Annotated in this window: 20 protein-coding genes; 12 read left to right on the forward strand and 8 right to left on the reverse strand. The window is 43.7% G+C overall.

Annotation, left to right across the window (positions count from 1 at the left end; translation table 11 throughout):
• Positions 1-48: 48 nt before the first annotated feature.
• Together IYN84_RS12335 and plsY are read right to left on the reverse strand one after the other, a co-directional pair.
• Positions 49-909, reverse strand: a complete 861-nt coding sequence (locus tag IYN84_RS12335) for a TraB/GumN family protein (protein WP_196139513.1) — start codon at positions 907-909, stop codon at positions 49-51.
• 161 nt (positions 910-1070) lie between these two features.
• Entirely contained in the window at positions 1071-1661 is a 591-nt protein-coding gene (gene plsY / locus IYN84_RS12340; protein WP_196139514.1) for a glycerol-3-phosphate 1-O-acyltransferase PlsY, read from the reverse strand.
• A 111-nt stretch (positions 1662-1772) separates the two neighbouring features.
• On the opposite strand from plsY, the gene folB reads away from it, so the two are divergent.
• Positions 1773-2165 carry a dihydroneopterin aldolase gene (gene folB / locus IYN84_RS12345; protein WP_371734874.1) on the forward strand — a complete coding sequence of 131 codons (393 nt, stop codon included), beginning with the start codon at positions 1773-1775 and terminating at the stop codon, positions 2163-2165.
• A gap of 7 nt (positions 2166-2172) precedes the next feature.
• On the forward strand, positions 2173-2646 hold the full coding sequence (folK, locus tag IYN84_RS12350) for a 2-amino-4-hydroxy-6-hydroxymethyldihydropteridine diphosphokinase (protein ID WP_196139515.1): 474 nt from the start codon (positions 2173-2175) through the stop codon (positions 2644-2646).
• A 50-nt stretch (positions 2647-2696) separates the two neighbouring features.
• On the opposite strand, the gene IYN84_RS12355 is transcribed toward folK, so the two are convergent.
• Entirely contained in the window at positions 2697-3494 is a 798-nt protein-coding gene (locus IYN84_RS12355) for an SDR family oxidoreductase (RefSeq protein WP_196139516.1), read from the reverse strand.
• A gap of 37 nt (positions 3495-3531) precedes the next feature.
• On the opposite strand from IYN84_RS12355, the gene IYN84_RS12360 reads away from it, so the two are divergent.
• From IYN84_RS12360 to IYN84_RS12370, 3 genes are all read left to right on the forward strand, one after another.
• Entirely contained in the window at positions 3532-4695 is a 1164-nt protein-coding gene (locus IYN84_RS12360; protein ID WP_196139517.1) for a class I SAM-dependent methyltransferase, read from the forward strand.
• 109 nt (positions 4696-4804) lie between these two features.
• Entirely contained in the window at positions 4805-5071 is a 267-nt protein-coding gene (locus tag IYN84_RS12365) for a hypothetical protein (protein WP_210330432.1), read from the forward strand.
• Positions 5072-5091: 20 nt separating this feature from the next.
• Positions 5092-5895, forward strand: coding sequence for an undecaprenyl-diphosphate phosphatase (locus IYN84_RS12370; protein WP_196139519.1), 804 nt, complete (start codon positions 5092-5094; stop codon positions 5893-5895).
• A gap of 56 nt (positions 5896-5951) precedes the next feature.
• Here the strand turns inward: IYN84_RS12370 and IYN84_RS12375 are convergent, their stop codons facing one another.
• Both IYN84_RS12375 and IYN84_RS12380 read right to left on the reverse strand, forming a co-directional pair.
• Complete coding sequence (locus IYN84_RS12375; protein WP_196139520.1) at positions 5952-7199, reverse strand: multifunctional CCA addition/repair protein; 1248 nt, start codon at positions 7197-7199, stop codon at positions 5952-5954.
• A gap of 29 nt (positions 7200-7228) precedes the next feature.
• Positions 7229-7588, reverse strand: coding sequence for a DUF4870 domain-containing protein (locus IYN84_RS12380; RefSeq protein ID WP_210330434.1), 360 nt, complete (start codon positions 7586-7588; stop codon positions 7229-7231).
• A gap of 188 nt (positions 7589-7776) precedes the next feature.
• Here IYN84_RS12380 and IYN84_RS12385 point away from each other — a divergent pair, with 188 nt between their 5' ends.
• From IYN84_RS12385 to IYN84_RS12415, 7 genes are all read left to right on the forward strand, one after another.
• Positions 7777-9468 (forward strand): ExeA family protein, encoded by a 1692-nt coding sequence (locus IYN84_RS12385; RefSeq protein WP_196139522.1) that lies wholly within the window; start codon positions 7777-7779, stop codon positions 9466-9468.
• A gap of 9 nt (positions 9469-9477) precedes the next feature.
• A complete protein-coding gene (locus tag IYN84_RS12390; protein ID WP_196139523.1) occupies positions 9478-10260 on the forward strand; it encodes a general secretion pathway protein GspB in 783 nt (260 codons plus the stop codon).
• Positions 10261-10270: 10 nt separating this feature from the next.
• Positions 10271-12511, forward strand: coding sequence for a penicillin-binding protein 1B (mrcB, locus tag IYN84_RS12395; RefSeq protein ID WP_196139524.1), 2241 nt, complete (start codon positions 10271-10273; stop codon positions 12509-12511).
• Between the two features lie 306 nt (positions 12512-12817).
• On the forward strand, positions 12818-13273 hold the full coding sequence (gene dksA, locus IYN84_RS12400) for an RNA polymerase-binding protein DksA (protein ID WP_196139525.1): 456 nt from the start codon (positions 12818-12820) through the stop codon (positions 13271-13273).
• Positions 13274-13379: 106 nt separating this feature from the next.
• Positions 13380-14264: a tRNA glutamyl-Q(34) synthetase GluQRS gene (gluQRS, locus tag IYN84_RS12405; protein ID WP_196139526.1), complete on the forward strand. Its 885-nt coding sequence runs from the start codon at positions 13380-13382 to the stop codon at positions 14262-14264.
• Between the two features lie 156 nt (positions 14265-14420).
• Positions 14421-16370 (forward strand): OPT family oligopeptide transporter, encoded by a 1950-nt coding sequence (locus IYN84_RS12410; RefSeq protein ID WP_196139527.1) that lies wholly within the window; start codon positions 14421-14423, stop codon positions 16368-16370.
• 41 nt (positions 16371-16411) lie between these two features.
• Entirely contained in the window at positions 16412-16975 is a 564-nt protein-coding gene (locus tag IYN84_RS12415) for a dihydrofolate reductase family protein (protein ID WP_210330436.1), read from the forward strand.
• A gap of 19 nt (positions 16976-16994) precedes the next feature.
• On the opposite strand, the gene IYN84_RS12420 is transcribed toward IYN84_RS12415, so the two are convergent.
• The 3 genes from IYN84_RS12420 to IYN84_RS12430 all read right to left on the reverse strand — a co-directional run bounded on the left by IYN84_RS12420 (position 16995) and on the right by IYN84_RS12430 (position 20168).
• Positions 16995-18011 carry a M28 family peptidase gene (locus tag IYN84_RS12420; protein WP_196139528.1) on the reverse strand — a complete coding sequence of 339 codons (1017 nt, stop codon included), beginning with the start codon at positions 18009-18011 and terminating at the stop codon, positions 16995-16997.
• A 63-nt stretch (positions 18012-18074) separates the two neighbouring features.
• Positions 18075-18632: an RNA 2',3'-cyclic phosphodiesterase gene (thpR, locus tag IYN84_RS12425; RefSeq protein WP_196139529.1), complete on the reverse strand. Its 558-nt coding sequence runs from the start codon at positions 18630-18632 to the stop codon at positions 18075-18077.
• 27 nt (positions 18633-18659) lie between these two features.
• Positions 18660-20168: a CYTH and CHAD domain-containing protein gene (locus IYN84_RS12430; RefSeq protein ID WP_196139530.1), complete on the reverse strand. Its 1509-nt coding sequence runs from the start codon at positions 20166-20168 to the stop codon at positions 18660-18662.
• Positions 20169-20173: the final 5 nt, after the last annotated feature.

A 20173-nucleotide genomic window follows, 5' to 3' on the forward strand; every position in this document is an offset into this window, starting at 1 on the left:
ATGTGATGAATAATTGTTAAGTGATGGTTCTCTATTAGCTGAGGGAGGCTATTTCATCTGTTCGATCTGGTAGCCTTTTTTCTTCAACTGTTCAATTAGACCGTCCTCACCGATTAAATGAGCTGCGCCAACCAGAACCAGTTCTGTTTCTGGTGTATCGAAATAGGCTTCGACACTCGGCATCCAATTATTGTTTCTTTCAACCAGCAGGCTGTCATACATCGCCGGATATTCTTTACGCATCGATTGATTGATCATGTCGTCCAATGCTTTTGTGTCTCCACTTCGCCAAACGCGTAGCATGTCGATAAATTGCTCATTAATACTATCTACATCCTTAAGCATTTTTTGGTAAAACACATCTTCATTCCCGTCTCCGAGTCTGGCGAGAAAAGCAATCTGTTCTTCAGGTGTTTCAAGCTGCAGCTGCTCCTTACTGTCTTTTCGTGCTTTTTTGGCAAAGAAGATATCAATGCCTTCCTGCTTCACTCCCTTTTTGGCGAGCTCGGCGACGGTCAGTAATGACATGATTAGCCCTGGTTTGGCTTTTGGGAACATATTGAGCGACATTCCGAGTGATTCTAGTTTGTTTTTTAATGCTTCGTAGTTTTCAGGTTTGAGTACACTTTTGACTGTTCGTTCGTCCTGGTAACTCAGTTCTTTTAACATTTTCTGCCCGAGAGCAGGCGATTGCAGCGCTAAAATATCGGTTTCGAAAGCGACTTTGTCTGAATTGGCATAAGCTTCATCAAATGCTTCTGGTAGCGGATAATCAGACGGTCGAAGTATGTGTATAGTACCGCCGAGATAGACTGTTGATTCACCTTTTGTTGCCTTCCATAGCGAAGTCTCAGCCATGGTGTTAAAGGAGCAGGACAAAAGAAGTGCAGAAGCAATCAGTTTTTTCATAGAAATAATTTCCTTATTTAAGCAAGTGAGTTGGCTTGTGTATTTAGACCGCTAACTGGCCAGCCTGAAGTTCAAGCAGTTAAAAAGCGCCATACATGATAGTTAGTCCTGGCTAAGCCCAAAAACTTACAACCTGGTTAAAAAATAATTTTCAGATGACGTTAGTTACCGATAATTGGCTCATTGCCTGAAATAATTTGGACAATATTGGAGCGGTGGCGAATGAGGACTATGCCGGAAACGCAAGCCAGAGGGAGTAAAAAGCTGGGGTGAAACTGGTAGGCAAATACCGGCAGCGTTATAGCTGTCATTAGAGAAGCGACAGATGAGCGCTTAAAAGTCCAGGCTGTCAATAGCCAGATGCCTAGCGTTAACAAGCCATATTCCGGAACCGCAAGAATCACCAGTGTCATCAGGCAGGCAACGCCTTTACCGCCTTTGAGACCAAAAAACAACGGGAAACAATGACCGAATAGGGCACTGGCACCTACCCATAGAAGTTCAACGGTCGAATAGCCAAACCAGATACCCATTATGATGGGCAATGCAGTTTTGGCGATATCACCCAGTAATGTGGCCAGCGCCGCTCGCTTTCCGCCAATTCTCAATACATTGGTCGCGCCCGGGTTATTGGAACCCACCACTCGAGGGTCGGGAAGAGTGAAGACCTTACATACCAGTACAGCTGAAGATATTGAGCCACTAATATAGGCCAATCCCAGCAGTGCGAAATATAAGAAATCCATGTTCATTATTTGAGCGATAGTCCGGTCAGGGAATGATAGCTATTATTCGACAAAGCCAAAGTTTCCTTTGGGTCAAAGTTTGAGCTTGATTGTAAATGATCCTCGATAGAAATAGAATTGGCGAAATTAACAAAGAAAAATTCAGGTTTTAGCATGGATATTGTTTTTATTCGTCAATTGGAAGTTAATACTGTGATAGGTGTATTCGACTGGGAAAGAGAAATTAAGCAAAGGTTAGTTTTTGACCTTGAGTTGGGAACTGATATCAGCGCATCAGCAAAAACGGATGAGCTTGAAGACACCCTCGATTATAAAGCTATTTCGCACGCTGTGTATGATTTTGTCGAGCAAAGTAGTTATCAACTTGTTGAAACGGTAGCAGAAAAAGTCGCGGACTTAATCCTTGAGCAATTTCCTGTGCGCTGGCTAAAGCTCACTCTGGATAAGCCAGGAGCGGTAAGCATAGCCAAAAGTGTTGGTGTGCAAATTGAGCGCGGTGAAAGGAACTAGTTGTACAATGATTGTTTATTTAGGCATCGGGAGCAATATTCAGCCCGAACTCAATATAAATAAAGCAAAGCAGGCTTTAACCGCTGCATTTGATGAAGTGACCTTTTCGCGAGTTTACGAAAGTGCAGCTGTTGGGTTTGAAGGAGATAATTTTCATAATCTCGTTGCTCGTCTTGAGACAACAATGTCCCTGGATGCCCTGATTGAGCAACTGAAGGCTATGGAAGATAGTCTGGGACGGTTGCGAGAAGGCGCGAAGTTTTCCTCTCGGCATATTGATATTGATGTATTGCTCTACGGTGATATGGTGTGTGAGCTTCCGATCCAGTTGCCAAGAGATGAGATTACCGAAAATGCCTATGTGTTATGGCCAATGGCAGAGCTAGCGCCTGAGCTTATACATCCTGGTACCAAAGATTCATACTCGGCATTGTGGAAAGCTTTCGATAAGAGCCAGCAACAAATCAGGCCTTTGCCCTAGCGAGTAAATCGACGAGTAAAAGCCACCTCCCAGAGTGCGAACCGGTCGGGTTAAAGATAAAGCCTTCGGCCACCATCAACCCGGATATTGCAACCTGTCATATAGCTTGCGTCCATGGCAAGAAAAGTTGCTGTAGATGCAATGTCTGCTGGTGAGCCAAGTCGCTTTAGCGCAGAGTTATCGAGGATTTTTTGTTTTATCTTGTCGACCGGCTCGTTTTTATCGCTCGGATTATCTTCTTTCTGTTCCGGCCAGAGTATTGCTCCGGGCGAGACGCAGTTGACTCTGACTCTGGGAGCGAAAGCGCGCGCCATCATTCGACTACTTTCGAGCAGCGCCGCTTTTGCGGCAACATAAAAGGTATGTTCGCTTAAACCCGCTTCAGCGTAAATATCAATAAGGTTCACAATTGCTCCCTGCTGCTCGGCAAGATAAGGCCTGGCGGCAAGAGCCAGTTTTTCCGGCTGACGCCAATTGATCTTTAGAATAGACTTCATCATATCGTTGCTGGCTTTTTCAACGGGAGTCGGGTAGAACACTGAAGCGTTGTTGATCAAATAATCAATGTGTCCGAATTTTTCCAGCGCGATATCAATAATCTGTTGAGCAACATTATCTTGTTCCAGGTCGCAACCAACAACAGCACAGGAATTTTCTCTTTGCATGATAAACTTGTTTGCAAGGGCTTTAGCCTCTTGGGCTGAGTGATTATAATGCAGCACAAGATTACAACCGCGGGTGAAGAACTGTTCCGCGATAGTTCGGCCGAGGCGCTTGGCGGCGCCAGTAACAATTACCGTTGGTATGGACATAGGGTCGTCGGGCTTTCCGTCGGTTAAATAAACCATGTTGTTGAGTCATTCGGAACTCAAAGTAGTGTAACTCATGCAAGCGCAAAAAATAACGCTTTCAGAAGAAGCGGCAAAAATAAATGAAGCTCTTATGCAGCGCGTCGAGTGCTTTATTTCTGAATCTGGCGGCAGCATCGACTTTCAGCAATTTATGCAGATGGCGCTATATACGCCTGGTCTTGGATATTATCAAAATAGCATTTCCAAGTTTGGTGAATCAGGAGACTTTATTACCGCACCGGAAATGGGTGATCTGTTTGCCTATGGACTGGCCAATTCAATAGCAAGCCTGCCTGCAGATGCTCGCGAACAGATACTTGAGTTTGGAGCTGGTACTGGTGCCCTGGCGGTTAGTTTGCTCGGTCATTTACAGGAACTCAAAGCTCTTCCGAAAAAATATTTGATTCTCGAACCGAGTGGTCAATTACAAAGCCAGCAAAAAGAGGTTATTTCTCGCGTGCTGGCAGATGTGCCCGTTTGTGTCGAGTGGCTCAGTGAGCTGCCCAACAAATTTAAAGGCACCATACTTGGCAATGAGGTTGTTGACGCTATCCCTTGTCAGCGAATAAGAAAAAGCGAAAATGGATGGATAGCTCAGCATGTTGGTATCGAAGAAAAGCGACTTTGCTGGAAAGCTGGAGCGTCGCTCTCTAGCGAACATTTGCCGCCAGCGCTAACAGCAGAAGTAGCAATTGCTGATGGTTACGAGAGCGAAATTCGTCCTCTGGTGGAACCCTGGATTAAGTCACTGGCACAAAGTATGGAGTCAGGGGTCTTGCTCCTTATTGACTATGGTTACCCTCAAGTCGAGTATTATCATCCTCAGCGTAATCAGGGAACATTGCGTTGCTTTAGCCGGCACCTTTCCCACAGCCAGCCGCTTGAACTGGTTGGATTACAGGACATCACTGCGCATGTGGACTTTTCCCAGCTTGCCCGAATAGCGGTGGCAAATGGACTGGAGGTTATTGGTTTCACCAGCCAGGCAGGTTTTTTACTGGAAAACGGCATTTTGCAAAGGGCGGAAACGATGAGTGAGTTACTAGACGATAAAGCCCGTTATCAGCTGAGCCGCGAGATCCAGCAATTAACGGCGCCAGGACAAATGGGAGAAGTTATGAAAGTTATCGCCTTCAGTAAAAAGGATTTAGCCACAATGTGCGGCTTCAATTTACAAGACCAGCTTCATCGGCTCTGACGGTGACTGATTAGCATTTGGGCTAATTGCAAATCTGGATTACAATACGCGCCTTTGTTTTTCACCATAATTCTGAACCGGCAAACAACTCGTCAGCAAAAGGCTTTATATGAAACTTCGAATGATTTCACAACTCAGCTGGATAGTCATTTTAGGCATGGTGAGTTTTCCCGCACTTGCTGCAGAAACTGTCGCCTGGAAAAGCTATTTATTGGGCGCAATGGCCATTGCAATGGTGGCGGGTGTATTTATGGCGTTTCGTAATCCTAAGGCAGAAAGCACGGCTGCAAAGCTGCTGTTAAGTGGATTGTATTTTTGGATAATTACTTTCGCCGAGCTTATCTTACTGGCGCTGATTTACTACATAAGCAAATAGTTTAAAGGAAAAAATACGACATGGATTGGATACAAGCCGTTTTACTCGCCATTCTCCAGGGGCTTACAGAATTTCTACCGATTTCAAGCTCGGCTCATTTAATACTGCCTTCGCAACTACTTGGTTGGGCGGAGCAGGGGCTGGCATTTGACGTTGCGGTTCACGTAGGTTCTCTTGCCGCAGTGCTAATCTATTTTCGAAAAGAAGTTGCTGAAATGACCAGCGCATGGTTTGCCTGGGTACTTAAGGGCGAAAAGAGTGTCAATGGTCGTCTGGCGTGGGCGGTAATCTGGGGAACTTTTCCTGTAGGACTGGTCGGGCTTATTTTTGCTTTGCTTGATATCGTCGATAACTATCTACGCTCAACTTCAGTTATCGCTGCCACTACAATCATTTTTGCATTGGTTTTGTGGTGGGCTGACAGTATCGCTAAAGAAGCCAGAGATGAGCACACTATTCGGGTAAAAGATATTATTTTCATTGGTTGTGCCCAGGCGCTAGCACTCGTTCCAGGTACTTCTCGTTCGGGTATTACTATGACCGCGGGTCTGTTGATGGGGCTTTCTCGAACAGCTGCTGCACGATTTTCATTTCTTCTTTCAATTCCGGCAATCATCCTGTCTGGTGGTTTGGAAGCTTTTCAGTTGGCAACTGGTGATACGCCGGTAGACTGGGCCATGCTGGGGCTTGGAACTGTTATTTCAGGTATTGCGGCTTTAACCTGTATTCACTACTTTCTAATTCTACTGGATAAACTTGGATTTAAACCGTTTATTTTTTACCGATTAGCTTTAGGTATCGTTCTAATCGGTTTAATGCTTTAGAAAGTATTCGAGTTACCGGGATGCGAGTTGTCAAAAGTCAGGCGACTCCTCCTGTATCACTCCAGAATAGAAGCTTCCGGGTTCTGTTCACTGAGTAATTTTTTCACTGCGCTGACCCTTTCTCGGTGGATTTCTTCTCCAATTTTCTTGCCTTGGTAACCCTGAGCTATTACCTCTGCTGCTTTGATTTGATTGCATCGCTCAAGCGCTTTCCGCATAAGGGCTGCCTGTGGGTAATCGCGTTTTTCAAAACCTGTCCTGCCCTTAAAGTCTGCTTCACAAACTTGTAAAAACTGCTCAAACCTTTGCGGTTGTTTAAAAGCATTGGTTTTTTCCAGCACTTTGACAATGGTTTTCGATTTTAACTCTTCCAGACGGTGAAGGTGCAAATGGTATTCACTCGCGATTTTTGCCAATCGCTCAAACTCAGTAGGAGTTTTCAGGCGACGGCTGAGTTTTTCCACTAAAGGAACTCCTAATTTTTCATGTCCTGGATGGCTTGGATGGTTCTCTCGTGGAGTTGCGCCTTTTCCCAGATCATGGCATAGCGCTGCGTAGCGGGTAACAGGCTGGTCTGAGAGAATTGCCGCTTGCTCTAAAACCATCATGGTATGAATGCCCGTATCTACTTCCGGATGCCATTTAGCCGGGTTGGGTATTCCCCAAAGAACATCTATTTCAGGAAACCAGTCAGCAAGACCACCACATTGACGGAGAACTTCAAAAAATACCTGCGGAGATCTTTCTCCAAGGGCTCTGACGGTTTCCTTCCAGACTCTTTCTGCTGCCAAAGCATTAAGCTCACCAGTGCCTGCAATTGAATGCATAAGCTCTAGAGTTTCCGCCGCTACCTTAAAGCCCAGATGGTGATATCTTGCTGCAAAGCGAGCGACCCTTAATACTCTCAAAGGATCCTCTTTAAAAGCAGGAGAAACATGGCGTAAAATTTTTTGCTTGAGGTCTTTCTGACCATTATAGGGATCGATTACTTGACCGTTTTGGTCCATAGCCATGGCATTGATGGTAAGGTCTCGACGAATAAGGTCTTGCTCCAGAGTTACATCTTTTTCGGCATAGACTTCGAAGCCGTAATATCCTTTCCCAGACTTTCGTTCGGTGCGAGCTAGAGCATATTCATCACCAGTGTCAGGGTGAAGAAATACTGGAAAGTCTTTTCCAACCTGTTTGTATCCCTGCTTTGTCAGCTCTTGTGGTGTGGCGCCGACGACTACCCAGTCTTCTTCATATACCGGATAGTTGAGCAATTTGTCGCGAACAGCGCCGCCAACCAGATAAACCTGCATGTAACCTCTCGATAATGTTGAAAACGCGCCTAATTAATAAAACGAATCGATAACGGATAGCGGTAGTACTCGCCCTCATTCGCTTTAATTCCGGCAAGAATAATAGCGATAATTTCAAAAATGGCCAGTCCGAAAAGCATGGGAATGCCGATAAGAAGGAAACTCAAGAAAATTGCGATGCTAAATGCTATCAACATGGTAATTTGAAAGTTAACCGCTTCTTTTCCGTGATGATCGATAAATCCGGATTCCTCTTTTTTCATCTGCCAGAGAATCAGTGGAGCTAAGATACTGCCTAATACGGGAAAAATAAAGCCCGCAAATGCTGCAAAATGGCAGAACATGGCAAAATTTCTTTCTTCTTGACTTAAGCCGTTAATCTCGCTCATCATAACTCCTTTTGGGGTGGACTGGTGGCTGATATGGGGGGAGACGCCATTAATTCTTAAGAAAGATTAATGAATTGCACCTTAAATGTAAATTTTAACGTTAGTAAACACACCTGATAACGAATAAGCTTGAGTTTTATTCTCCAGACAACAAAGAACGTCGAGCAAAGAATAATTTGAGCGACTCTATGAATATGTATTTAGAACACTTTTCACTTAAAGAAAGACCATTTTCGATTTCGCCCGATCCGCGATTTCTCTTTATGAGCAATCGATATCGCGAAGCTTTGACCCATTTGACTTATGGTGTAAAAGAAGGTGGTGGCTTTGTTCTCCTAACGGGAGAAGTTGGCACAGGAAAAACCACCGTGTGTCGATGTTTATTGCAGCAGCTGCCCGAAAATACTCGTCTGGCTTTTGTATTGAACCCTAAACTCGACAGTATTGAGTTGCTCGCTACTATATGTGATGAGCTGGATGTTGAATACCCGGAAGGATGTCAAAGCTTAAAAACGTTAACGGATAAGTTGACCGAATATCTGGTGGACTGCTACCGCAAAGGGTTAACCGTTGTTGTGATGATTGACGAGGCACAAAATCTCGAAACAGAAGTGTTAGAGCAAATTCGACTGTTAACCAATCTTGAAACCGATCAGAAGAAACTATTACAGATTATTTTGGTGGGACAGCCTGAATTACAGGAAAAGCTAGCGCGACGAGAGTTACGACAACTTGCTCAGCGCATTACTGCACGCTATCACTTGCGTCCGTTAAACTTGAAGGAAACCATTGCCTACATTCTGCATAGAACTCGAATTGCCGGAGCTCGCAAAACGCTTTTTTCAAGAGACTCTATCGAGCATTTACATGCAAAAACTCAGGGAATACCAAGGCTCATAAACACCATTTGTGATCGAGCTTTGTTAGCGGCGGCTACTCGAGGAATGCATCAGGTTTCACGGAACTTGATGTTGATTGCAGTCAAGGAGATTATGGGCGATTTGGACGGAGAGCAGTTTTCTCTCCACAAAAAAGAAAAATTAAAGTGGATGTTACCGGTTGCCGCCAGTTTTTCCATAGTTGCATTGCTGGGATTCTCTTATTGGTTGGGAAGCCATAGCAATGATACGAGTTTATCAACTGAAATAATTGAGCCCTCCAAAGCGCAGAAAGATATTGTTAATCACTCAGATGAGAGCGTTCTGTCTGTTGACAAGAACAATAATGATGAGTTTGAACAAAAAGCTCAAAAAGTTCGATTTAATCTGGTGGATCGTATCGTCGGAAATCAAGTTTGGGATAATAGTGGACGCAGGGCTTTTGAGCTGCTTATGTCACTTTGGCAGCTGGAATATGTTGCGCTTGAAAATGGTGAACCCTGTGCATTTGCCGAAACTTACGGACTCTATTGTCGCTATGAAAAGGGAAACTGGCAGCAGCTAAGAGACTATAATCGACCCGCATTGTTAAGATTCTCGGCCGGGCTACAAGGAGAGTTCTGGGGACTTTTAAAGGAGTTGAACGGAACTCAGGCGGTTATCGTTGTCGGTGGTAACGAGACTTCTGTACGACTGGATGAGCTATCCATGATCTGGACCGGGGAGTATCAATTTTTATGGCAAGCGCCAATTGGTTATCAGGGCGATATTAAGTTAGGCGACCAGGGGGATGCGGTATTCTGGCTATCACAAAGTTTGAGTTGGCTGGATGACAGCGAGCAGCAGCCTCAGCAGACTTTCGATAAGCGATTACAAAACCGTTTGATTGATTTTCAAAGCAAGCAAAACATTCATGCTGACGGTATTGCCGGTATGCAAACTATTTTGAAGTTAAATGCGGAAACCATGGTAGGTATCCCTTTGTTGTCTCAGATAAACTAGGTTTTTTTTATGTCGATATTACTCGAATCTCTGGATAAAAATAATCGCCAGGATCATGATGAGTTGCCACAACTTCAGGCAACACATTTTGATGATGACATGCTCGGAGATGACTGGTTGGTTGCACGTCTTAACCGATGGAAGTTTGTCGCTGTTGCTTGTATTGCTCTGTTGATTTTAAGCTGGAGTTTTTTTACTTATCAATGGTTGCAGCACAATGATCAAGGGGCGTACGATTCCTCTCTGCAACTAGCAAAAGAAAATGAAGTCTTGGTTGCGAAAAAGTCGACCAATGAATCAGCGCTGTCAAATATACAAGCGTTGCCTGAAGATAAAGCGAGTCAATCAAATGAACGTCAGCCGAGCGAAGACGTTAAAGATTTGGTGGCCATTGATTCAGCCGAGCAAGCTGATAAGATGCAGGTTTATAAACCTCAGAAACGTCAATCCAAGGTGGAAACAAAGACCACCCAGGTTAATAAAAATCAAACACAAGCAGACCAAATTTCAAAGGGAACTAGCTCTGAATTACCCGTTAAGCAAAGTACCGCTAGTCGGCCAAAGGTTTTTCGCGAAGAACTTCCTCCAGAACTAAAAGCCAGTTTTCCCGAGATCAATATCGGCTCTTATGTTGTTGCCGATGATCCCGAAAAGAGCTTTGTTATACTTGACGGTTCTTTCTATAAAATTAATCAAGTGATCGCACCACAAATGATACTCAGAGAAATAGGACAAAAAGAAATTGTCGTTGAGTTTCACCAATATATGGTCAAGATTCCACACAAAGGCTAAGGGCTAGTCGATGGCACTTCCGGTAATCTGGCGTAAGGCCAGAAAAGTGATTTTTCGTTTGGGACTTATCTTCTTGGCATTTATATTTTTCCTGACTATTTATTTAGACTCCATGGTTAAGGAAGAATTTAAACAAAAAGCGTGGTCTATTCCGGCAAAGGTTTTTGCTCGTCCTCTGTCATTTGCAAAAGGTGAAAACTTAAGTCTGGACAGTTTATTGCTTGAACTTAAGCTTCTTGGGTACCGGCAAAAGGTAAAAGCGGTTAATCAGGGAGAGTTCGAGCGTTATGGAAATACTTTGGTCATTTACACTCGTCGGTTCAAATTTTGGGATGGAATGCAACCTGCTCAAGTTTTAGAGTTAACTATTGAACAAGGTAAAATTGTTTCCCTCAAAGACTTTGAAACGCGAAAAAGTGTCAACTTTTTGAGGCTGGACCCTTTTGTTTTGGGAAGCATTCAGACAGGCCATGCTGAAGACCGAATATTGGTTACTTTAAATGACCTGCCAGAACACTTTCTCAGTGCACTTTTGAATACAGAAGACAGAGACTTTTACGAACATTGGGGAATCTCGCTAAAAGGAATCGCACGTGCAGCCTGGAGTAACTTTAGTGAAGGAGAGCTTAGACAGGGGGGAAGCACTTTAACTCAACAGTTAATGAAGAGTCATTTTCTCACTCGAGAGAGAAGTCTCTGGCGCAAATTTAAAGAAGCCATTCTGGCTACGTTAACCGAAGTTCACTATACCAAAGACACTATCTTAGAAGCTTACATTAATGAGGTGTTCCTCGGGCAGGACCATTCAACCGCGATACACGGGTTCGCTCGTGCGAGTGAGTTTTATTTTGACAGGCCATTAAAAAAACTAAATCTGAACCAAATCGCTCTGTTAGTAGGTATGGTTAAAGGACCTTCACTTTATAATCCTCGAAGAAATCCAGATAAAGCGCTACAGCGTCGAAACCTGGTTTTGAAGCAAATGCTTGCTCAAGGGCTCATTTCCGACGAAGATTATGAAAACGCTGTTTCGCGTAATCTGCAAGTCGTAACCAAGCCTTCGAAACGGACAAGTAGAGTTCCGGCTTTTATGGGGTACATCAAACAAGAGCTAAAAAATGACTATTCATTGGAAACGCTCAGTCGAGAGGGCCTGAGACTTTTTACATCTCTTGACCCTGTTATTCAGCGTAAAGCAGAAAATGCATTGAGCTCACGCCTGGCGAAAATAGAGCAGTATTCAAGTGAAGAAAAAGACTCGCTTCAAGGAGCTATAGTAGTCAGCGATATTAAAAGTGGTGATATTCTGGCTATGGTGGGCGACAGGCACCCTGATTATGTTGGGTTTAATCGTGCTGTTCACGCTTATCGACAGACCGGCTCAGTCATCAAACCATTTGTCTATTTAACTGCGCTAGCCCAACCGGAAAGATTCAACTTGATAACGCCCATGGAAGATCGAGCGTTTTCTCTGGAAGGCTCTGACGGTAGTTTATGGACACCCAAAAACTATGATGGCAAGGAACATGGTCAGATTACCCTGAAGGAAGGATTGATCAATTCCTACAATCTGACAACTGCTCGGCTCGCACTAGAGGTTGGGGTTGAAAATGTTGTTGAAACGATAGAGCAAGCCGGTTTTAAGCGTGAGCTGGAAGCATTTCCATCAATTGCACTAGGAGCGAAGGAAATGTCCCCCCTGGAAGTGCTCAGGTTATATCAGACTATTGCGAACGACGGTATTGGTGTTTCTGCAAATGGAATTATTGCAGTACAAAATCACACAGGTGAACTTTTGCAACGCTTTCCGCGTAAAGCTGAAAGTAGAATCGACAGAGAAACCGCTTTTATTCTGAAATACTTGTTATCTCAAGTTGCACAAAGAGGTACAGCTAAAAGCTTGAGCAGTACCTTTCCGGATAAAAGCTATGCGGGCAAGACCGGAACGACCAACGATTTGAGAGACAGCTGGTTTGCAGGATTCGGTGGCAGGCGGCTTGCTGTTGCCTGGGTAGGCAGAGATGACAATAAACCTACCAGGCTAACCGGTGCTACGGGGGCGCTCAGAGTCTGGCAGGATTTATTTACCCAGCTAAAAGAGCCTTCTATTGTACTGGAAATGCCGGAAGCAATTTCTATGGGGTATGAAAAAAGAGGGGGATTATTATCTCTGTTTACCGCATGTAGCCAGCAAGAGGTGATGCCCTTTTTCTCAGACCATATTCCCGTCTCTATAGAGACATGTGATTAACTGGTTGATTTTTATACTTTTTGGGTGATTTTTGTACGAAATTATCATTTACTTGAGTTTTTCGTAGGTTTGCTGCGTTATATCATCGAATTAATGCTTAATTTTGTGCTAACTTAGGATTTTGTTAGATATAACAAAAGTAGAGAAAAGGCACTTTTCCATTGTTCTTGATGGGCGTATATGATATATATCCGCGCCTGAATAAAAAGTCGGCTATTAAAATAACCCGAACTTTTAATTGTGGAATGTTAGGAGCATCGGAAAACTCCTTTTATATCAAGTATTTAATTTCTGGCGGAGAATGAAATGCCAAAAAAAAGTACGGCTAATACAGCAACTGCAACTACCCTTGGCGCTTTAGGGATCGCTCCTTATAAGGAGAAGCGCGGCGAAGAATACATGAATGAAAACCAGATTGCGCATTTCAGGCAAATTCTTGAAGCCTGGAAGCAGCAATTAATGGAAGAAGTAGACCGCACTGTAAGCCATATGAAAGACGAAGCCGCAAATTTCCCCGATCCGGTTGATCGTGCAAGCCAGGAAGAAGAATTTAGCTTGGAGCTTCGCACACGAGATCGTGAGAGAAAGCTACTTAAAAAAATTGGTAAATCGATTGCCTCAATCGATGATGAAGATTATGGCTATTGTGAGTCATGCGGTGTTGAAATTGGTATCCGCCGTCTTGAAGCGAGACCTACAGCGACTTTATGTATTGACTGTAAAACTCTGGACGAAATCAAAGAGAAGCATCTAAATCGCTAATATTCGTCAAATTTCTATCAGACAAGCGCCAAATGGCGCTTGTTTTGATTTAGAGGTTTGAGTTAAGTTTTAAAGTAACGTCATATCAACAAAACCCTATTCGTTTATGTCTCTCTGGACCGGTCGTTTTGCTCCAACTCCTTCAGGGCCTCTGCACTTTGGTTCTCTTGTTGCAGCGTTGGGCAGCTATCTGGTTGCCAAACATCAAAATGGACGATGGTTAGTTAGAATCGAGGACCTGGATCCACCGCGAGAACAAGCGGGAGCAGCCGAGTCTATCATTAGAACACTGGAAGTCTTCGGATTTGAATGGGATGGACCGATAGAGTTCCAAAGTCAAAATTCCGAGCGTTATCGAGAGGCCTTGATGCAGCTAGATAAACTCGGAATCACCTATCGTTGTGACTGTTCACGTCAATTGGTAAATAAGCGCAGTGATGGTGTTTACGACGGCTATTGCAGAGAACGACTTGTAACAGAGCAAACAGACTTTGCAGTAAGGATAAAGTTTGATGATGGTTTCGAGCAATTTACCGATCAAATTTTGGGAGAGTGCCACTTTGCTCGTCCTGCAGATAAACAGGATTTTGTCATCAAAAGAAAGGATGGATTATGGGCCTACCAGTTAGCCGTAGTGGTCGATGATATAGCGCAACAGATTGATCATGTAGTGCGGGGTGCAGACATTCTCGACTCGACTCCTCGTCAAAATTATCTTTACCATTGTTTTCAAAAACAGTCACCAAGATACTTTCATTTACCACTGGTGATTGATAATGATGGTTATAAATTTAGCAAAAGCAAGCTTTATCCGGCAATAGAGCCCCATCTAGCAAGTGTTCTACTTGTTAAGGCTTTACACCACCTCGGTCAAAAGACTGTCGACGACCTTGATACAGGGAAGCCTGGAGAAATACTTAAGTTTGCAATTGCTAACTGGCAGCTAAACACTGTTGGAAAACAAGCGAAAGTTGCTGATTTAAGGTCCTGACAGTGGGCAATAAGAAGAGTCAGTGAGCATGACTATCGGTAAATTTGACAGTTAATCTTACCCGTGGGTTAATAAGGATATTCGAAGTGGGTCACTTATGTTGTACGCTGCTTCCTTCAATTATTTAAAATAATATCAATATTTAAGGAGATTACCTTGTCGCAGTCCAAAGGTCTGGATCCCAAAGCCTATACAGAAATAGAGTCCGGTGATAGTTATCCCCCCTATGTTTCAGCCAGTGAAAGTGTCGCTGAGTTTACTTTTAAAGCCGTAGGGCTGGGGATTGTATTTGGAATTATTTTTGGCGCAGCCAATGCTTACCTTGGACTAAGGGCTGGTTTGACAATCAGTACATCTATACCCGTTGCGGTAATGGCGGTTGCTGTTTTTCGATTGCTCGCCAAAGGAGGGATACAAAGCACAATACTGGAAACAAATATTGCACAAACCACAGGTTCGGCTTCAAGTTCAGTAGCAAGTGGCGTTATTTTCACACTACCTGCTCTTTTCATGTGGGGAATGGCTCCGGATTTGTTGCAGATGACTATTCTGGCAATGAGTGGTGGGCTTCTGGGAATACTTTTTATGATTCCCTTAAGAAAATATCTGATAGAAAAAGAGCATGGTAAATTACCTTATCCGGAGGGAACTGCATGCGCAGAAGTACTCGTTGCCAATGAGGTCGGAGGTAACAAGGCAAAATTTATTTTTATTGGTATGGGAGTCGCTGCATTATTCAAAACTCTGACTTCCTGGCTTAAAGTAATACCGGATCACGCTACACTAAAACTTCCTTTTATAAAAAAGGCGAGCATCGGCATTGATTTGTCTGCAGCTTTGTTTGGGGTCGGCTATATCTTGGGGCCGCGCGTCGCAGCGATCATGGTGGGTGGCGGATTACTTTCTGCATTGATCATTATTCCCGCTATCGCCTATTGGGGGGATGCGCGCACTGTTCCACTGTTCCCGGAAACGGTTAACCTGATCAAAGATATGTCGGCTGGCCAAATCTGGACGCGCTATGTTCGCTATATTGGTGCCGGTGCTGTAGCAACTGCGGGCATCATAACCTTGATTCGAAGTATTCCTGTGATGGTAGAGAGCTTTAAAGCTGGGGCTCAGCACATGGGGGAAGGGGCACGTTCGATTTTGCGAACCAGTCAGGATCTTCCTTTGAAAGTTGTTTCTGTTGGCGTTGCAACGATTATCATTGTTTTAACTTTCGTGCCTAATGCTTTCGGAGCGATCGGTGGAGTTGAAACCCGCTTAGTCGCCGCGCTTTGTGTGGCTCTTTTTGCCTTTTTCTTTGTTACAGTGGCTGCAAGAATCGTCGGTCTGGTAGGGGTTACCTCCAATCCAACCAGTGGTATGACTATTGCTGCGCTTCTCGGCACTGCGACGATTTTTTTGTTAATGGGATGGGACGATAATGCGGGCAAAGCCGGGACTTTGATCGTTGGCTGTGTTGTTGCAATAGCCGCCTCTATTTCAGGTGATACTTCTCAGGATTTAAAAAGCGGCTTTTTACTGGGCGCGACACCTAAAAAGCAGCAAATGGCCGAGCTCCTCGGGGTATTAACTTCGGCAACTTTTGTTTGTCTGGCGGTATTGCTTCTCGCTGAAACTTTTGGTTTTGGCTCGAAGGAATTGCCCGCGCCCCAAGCGACGTTAATGAAACTGGTTATTGACGGTGTGCTCGACCAAAATCTGCCGTGGGCTTTGGTAGCTATCGGCGCCGGCATAGCAATACTATGCGAGCTCGTTAAAATACCGTCTTTACCTTTTGCTGTGGGGGTTTATTTGCCTGTGGCAACAATGACTCCTATCTTTATTGGCGGCCTGATTCGACATTACTTTGAAAAGAAAACCAAAGACAAAGAACAACTTGAAGAAAGGAGGGAAAGAGGTGTATTGCTTGGAAGCGGCTTTGTTGGTGGCGAAGGTTTGCTGGGAGTTGGAATTGCCGCGGTAGCGTTCATTCAAAGTCGAAAACCTGAAGGGATAGGAACCGAGTGGGCTGGTAGTGACATAATGGCTATGAGCGTCGGGGCTGTTGGCTTTGGAATGCTAATCTACTGGTTCTTCAACCTTATTCGAAAAGCGTAGGTTTATATAAAATAGTAAAAGTAATGAGTGCCTGATTTAATATGAATATCACTTTTTCAGCCTATATCGCCACTAGCCTTGATGGATACATCGCTCGCCCAAACGGCGGGCTTGACTGGCTGGATAACTCGACAGATAAGGATAGCAAAGAAGACTACGGCTATCATGACTTCATGACTACGGTTGATTGTCTAGTCATGGGGCGTAGTACTTTTGAAAAAGTCGCTTCTTTTCCCGAGTGGCCCTATCAGGGAAAGCGAGTGATTGTTATAAGCAAAAAGATGAATCAGGCACCGGCACATTTGCACGATAGAGTTGAGTTTTTTAATGGTAAAGTCGAGCAGCTTGTCGTAGAGCTGCAAAGCTTGGGTGTTCGCAAAGTCTATGTAGATGGAGGCTTTACCATCCAGTCATTTATCAATGCCGGCTTACTGGATGAAATCATTATTACTCAGATTCCCATACTCATTGGCAAGGGAATCAGTTTGTTTGGTGATACTAAAAAGGATCATAAACTGAAACTGCTACAATCGAGAAAATTTGATAGCGGATTTGTTCAATCCCACTATCAATTTTTACCGAGTTCGGCTCGTTTTTTTGATTAGCCAGCTACTGCAGAACGAGTTAATTTTCAATTGAGCTTAGTTGTTCAAGTTTTTGATCGAGTACTACAGAAAAATTGACAATGGTCTGAACCGAGTTGACAAAAAATTCCGGATCGATGTTTTCGAAAGTATCGCTGGTCTGGTGATAATCTCCGTGAACATCAACACCAAAATAAATATAGGGAATTCCTTCTTTTCTGAACGGCGCATGATCGCTGGCATTATTCCAGTCAGGACCTTGTCTTCCCGCTATTAACAAACTGCTTCGAGTTTCATGACCTGCACGAACGCACACTCTGGCTGTTGATAAGTGCGGCGCTAGCAGCTCTCCAATCATCTTGTTTTTGCGAGTTCCAGCAAAATATAGTCGCTTTTTTGCACCGCCCCTCGCTACCATATCCAGGTTGATATTGAGCATTATTTCTTCCAACGCTATGGGAGGATTTTTCACAAAATGCTTTGAACCATAGAGTCCGTCTTCTTCGGCATCAGTTGCCAGAAACAGAATATTGTTTAGCGGAGGGTACTGCCGCCAGTAACGTGCCAGAGCAAGCATCGCAGAAACACCTGAAGCATTATCGTCCGCACCATAAAAAATATGTTTTCCCTGAGTGCCAAGATGGTCGTAATGTGCAGTGACTACGATGGTTTTCCGATTGTCTGTGTTTTGTCCTGGAATATAACCGATCAGGTTGACCCCCTGTCTTTTATTTGCAGAGCCGAAAAGAAAGGGGTGACGGTAGTCGGGTGTATAAGATTGAATATTAAGTGCTTGAAATTTTGACGCAATGTAATTTGCTGCGAGTTTGTTGCCTCTTGTTTCTGTTGCTCTGCCGGCCATTTCTCTGCTGGATAATCTTTTCAGGTCGGTTAACAGCGCCTGTTGGTCAATTGATTTTTGAGCATGGAAATTCTTGACCGCCTTTTCCGGCTTCGGACAGAAAGCCTGTTTTTGTGCGCACGCGGACAGCAGCAGACAAATTGCACAGAAAGAGAATTTAAGAACGTTGAACAAATTGTTGAATTGAAAAATCAATACATTTCTCTCGCAGCTGGTTGCAGGTATCTTGAGTATACGATTTTTTCGACGCGGCCACAGCTAGCGTCCTAAAAGTTGCTCTTTTATGCCTGGAGGCTTTAATGACCAGGTTTCCAGTGGATAGTAGGCTACATTCTGACGCTGATTGCGTGATTCCATCAAACAGATTTCCCTTATTTTTACCTCAGTATTGAATTCAGACATCTGTTTTGGCGGTACTTCTACTTTCCTAAAGAGGGTAACATGAGGATGATATTTCTTTTTATCGAAATGCCGAATACCCAGGCCGGCGAGTTGGCTTTCAAGCTCATGCTTGCACTGAGCTAGTCGTTTGTTTTGATCTTCAACTTGTAGACCAAGAATTTTAGGTTTCGGCCAAAAAATTGAATGACTTAGGCAAATATCAAAAGGGGAAATATGTGGAGCTCTTAATGATGAAAGAATCAGATCGAGATCTCTGTCACTAGTTTCTCCTAGAAAACTCAAGGTTATATGAAAGTTTTCCGGAGGAACTGCTCTAGCATTACGCAAACTGAAACTTGACTGAAAGTCTATGAGTGTTGACTTAACCTGTGGGGCCAAGTCAACGGCAAAAAATAATCTTAGTTTGTGTGGCATTTAAAATTTAATATTTGTAGTTAAGCCTTAATTCCAGTATGGGCTTGTTTTAAAAGCGGCTTTTCGAGTTTGCTCAATAGCTTCAAGAACTGGTACATTCATTTCTTTCAGCCATTCTTCTGTTTCTTCTCGCTGATGATTTTCCAGTTGTAGTTCAAATATATATTCATTCATTTGCAATTCGCGAATTCCGTCAAGAATGTCTATCCAGGACTGTCGATATGACTTTCTTTTTTGTGAGTCGAAAAGCCCTCCAAAGAACAAACCGGTATCAAGAGCGCGTCGTATTCTGGCAATCAGCTTAAAGTAATCTTTTGCATCGAGTTCAACTTTTGGACCTAGATCTCGCTTTAACTCTTTTAGCATGTGCTCAAGTTGTTTACGGGCATAATCAATAATTGGAGCGCTTAGATCCTCTTGTTCTTTTTCAGGTATGAAGTTTCGCCATTCTTGAAAATATAGCCATTCAGACATATTGAGCATCATTAAGTTATAACGCTGTGTGGCTAATAAAGACTTAAAGGTTTCTATGGCTTCTACCACATCCTGATCGATTTTCTTCTGTTGCGACTCGACAAGATCCCAGTCGGCCTTTTTTTGTAAATAGCGATTTAAATAGCGCTTATGTTTAGCTGCATCAACAATCGGGCGCATAGCTGTTGCCAACCAGTCCCAGTTATTTCTTAAGTCGTGAGTTGCTTTTCGAGGTATCAGTCCACCAAAAACCATATACATATGATGTAGATAAATCAAAGCGCGATACATTTCCAGTACCGCCGTATGAGCATTGTCACCGTTTAGAAAAAGCTCATAATATTGCCAATGCTTGAGTCCAGCGAAGCAAATTCGCTCAAAAGCGACTTCAGATTCAGCCCCTTTACTCAGTTCAATTACCTGTAAAGAGTAGAAGTCTGGTGACAGCCTCTCGCATAAACTGTAGCCTCTTCGAGCCTTGCTGGCGTTATATAGTGTTAACTCCAGCTCTTTAATCAGATATCGACCAATTGCGAAAATATACTCCGCAGTTCCTTCCAGTAGTTCTAGCTCTACCTCGCATATTTCGAGAGACTTTTCTTCTGCCGTGATTTCACCAACGTCCAGTGAAACTTCTATTTTAGTGCCATCTGAAAAGTTGAGGATGCAGGAAGTTCGCTCAAAGTCGGTATTGAAGCAGGGTAAAAACTCTCCATCTTCTTCAAAGGCCTCTTCAACCAGAATTTGTAGATAAGGATCGGAAATTAACGCAACATCGAGCTTGTTTTCTGTTAACTCAATTTCATCTTCATTTCGTTGGTGAAGCCCGCCAATAGCTTTACCTGAAGATTTAACGGTCTGAATCCATTTATCGTCAACTTCACGAATGCGCATACCAATTGCGACTTCTTTCAGCTTAAAGTTTTGCGTATCAAAGTAGGTGTTTACAAGATGACGCTGCTCCCATGGCGTTTGAGATAGAGCGCCTGGAAATTCTAACTCTTTGATTTTTTTTAGTTTTTCTGGTGTTGCGGCGAGTTTTAACTCGAGTTCGCTAGCCATAGGCC

The organism is Aliikangiella sp. G2MR2-5 (genome assembly GCF_015687155.1).
Lineage (GTDB): Bacteria > Pseudomonadota > Gammaproteobacteria > Enterobacterales > Kangiellaceae > Aliikangiella.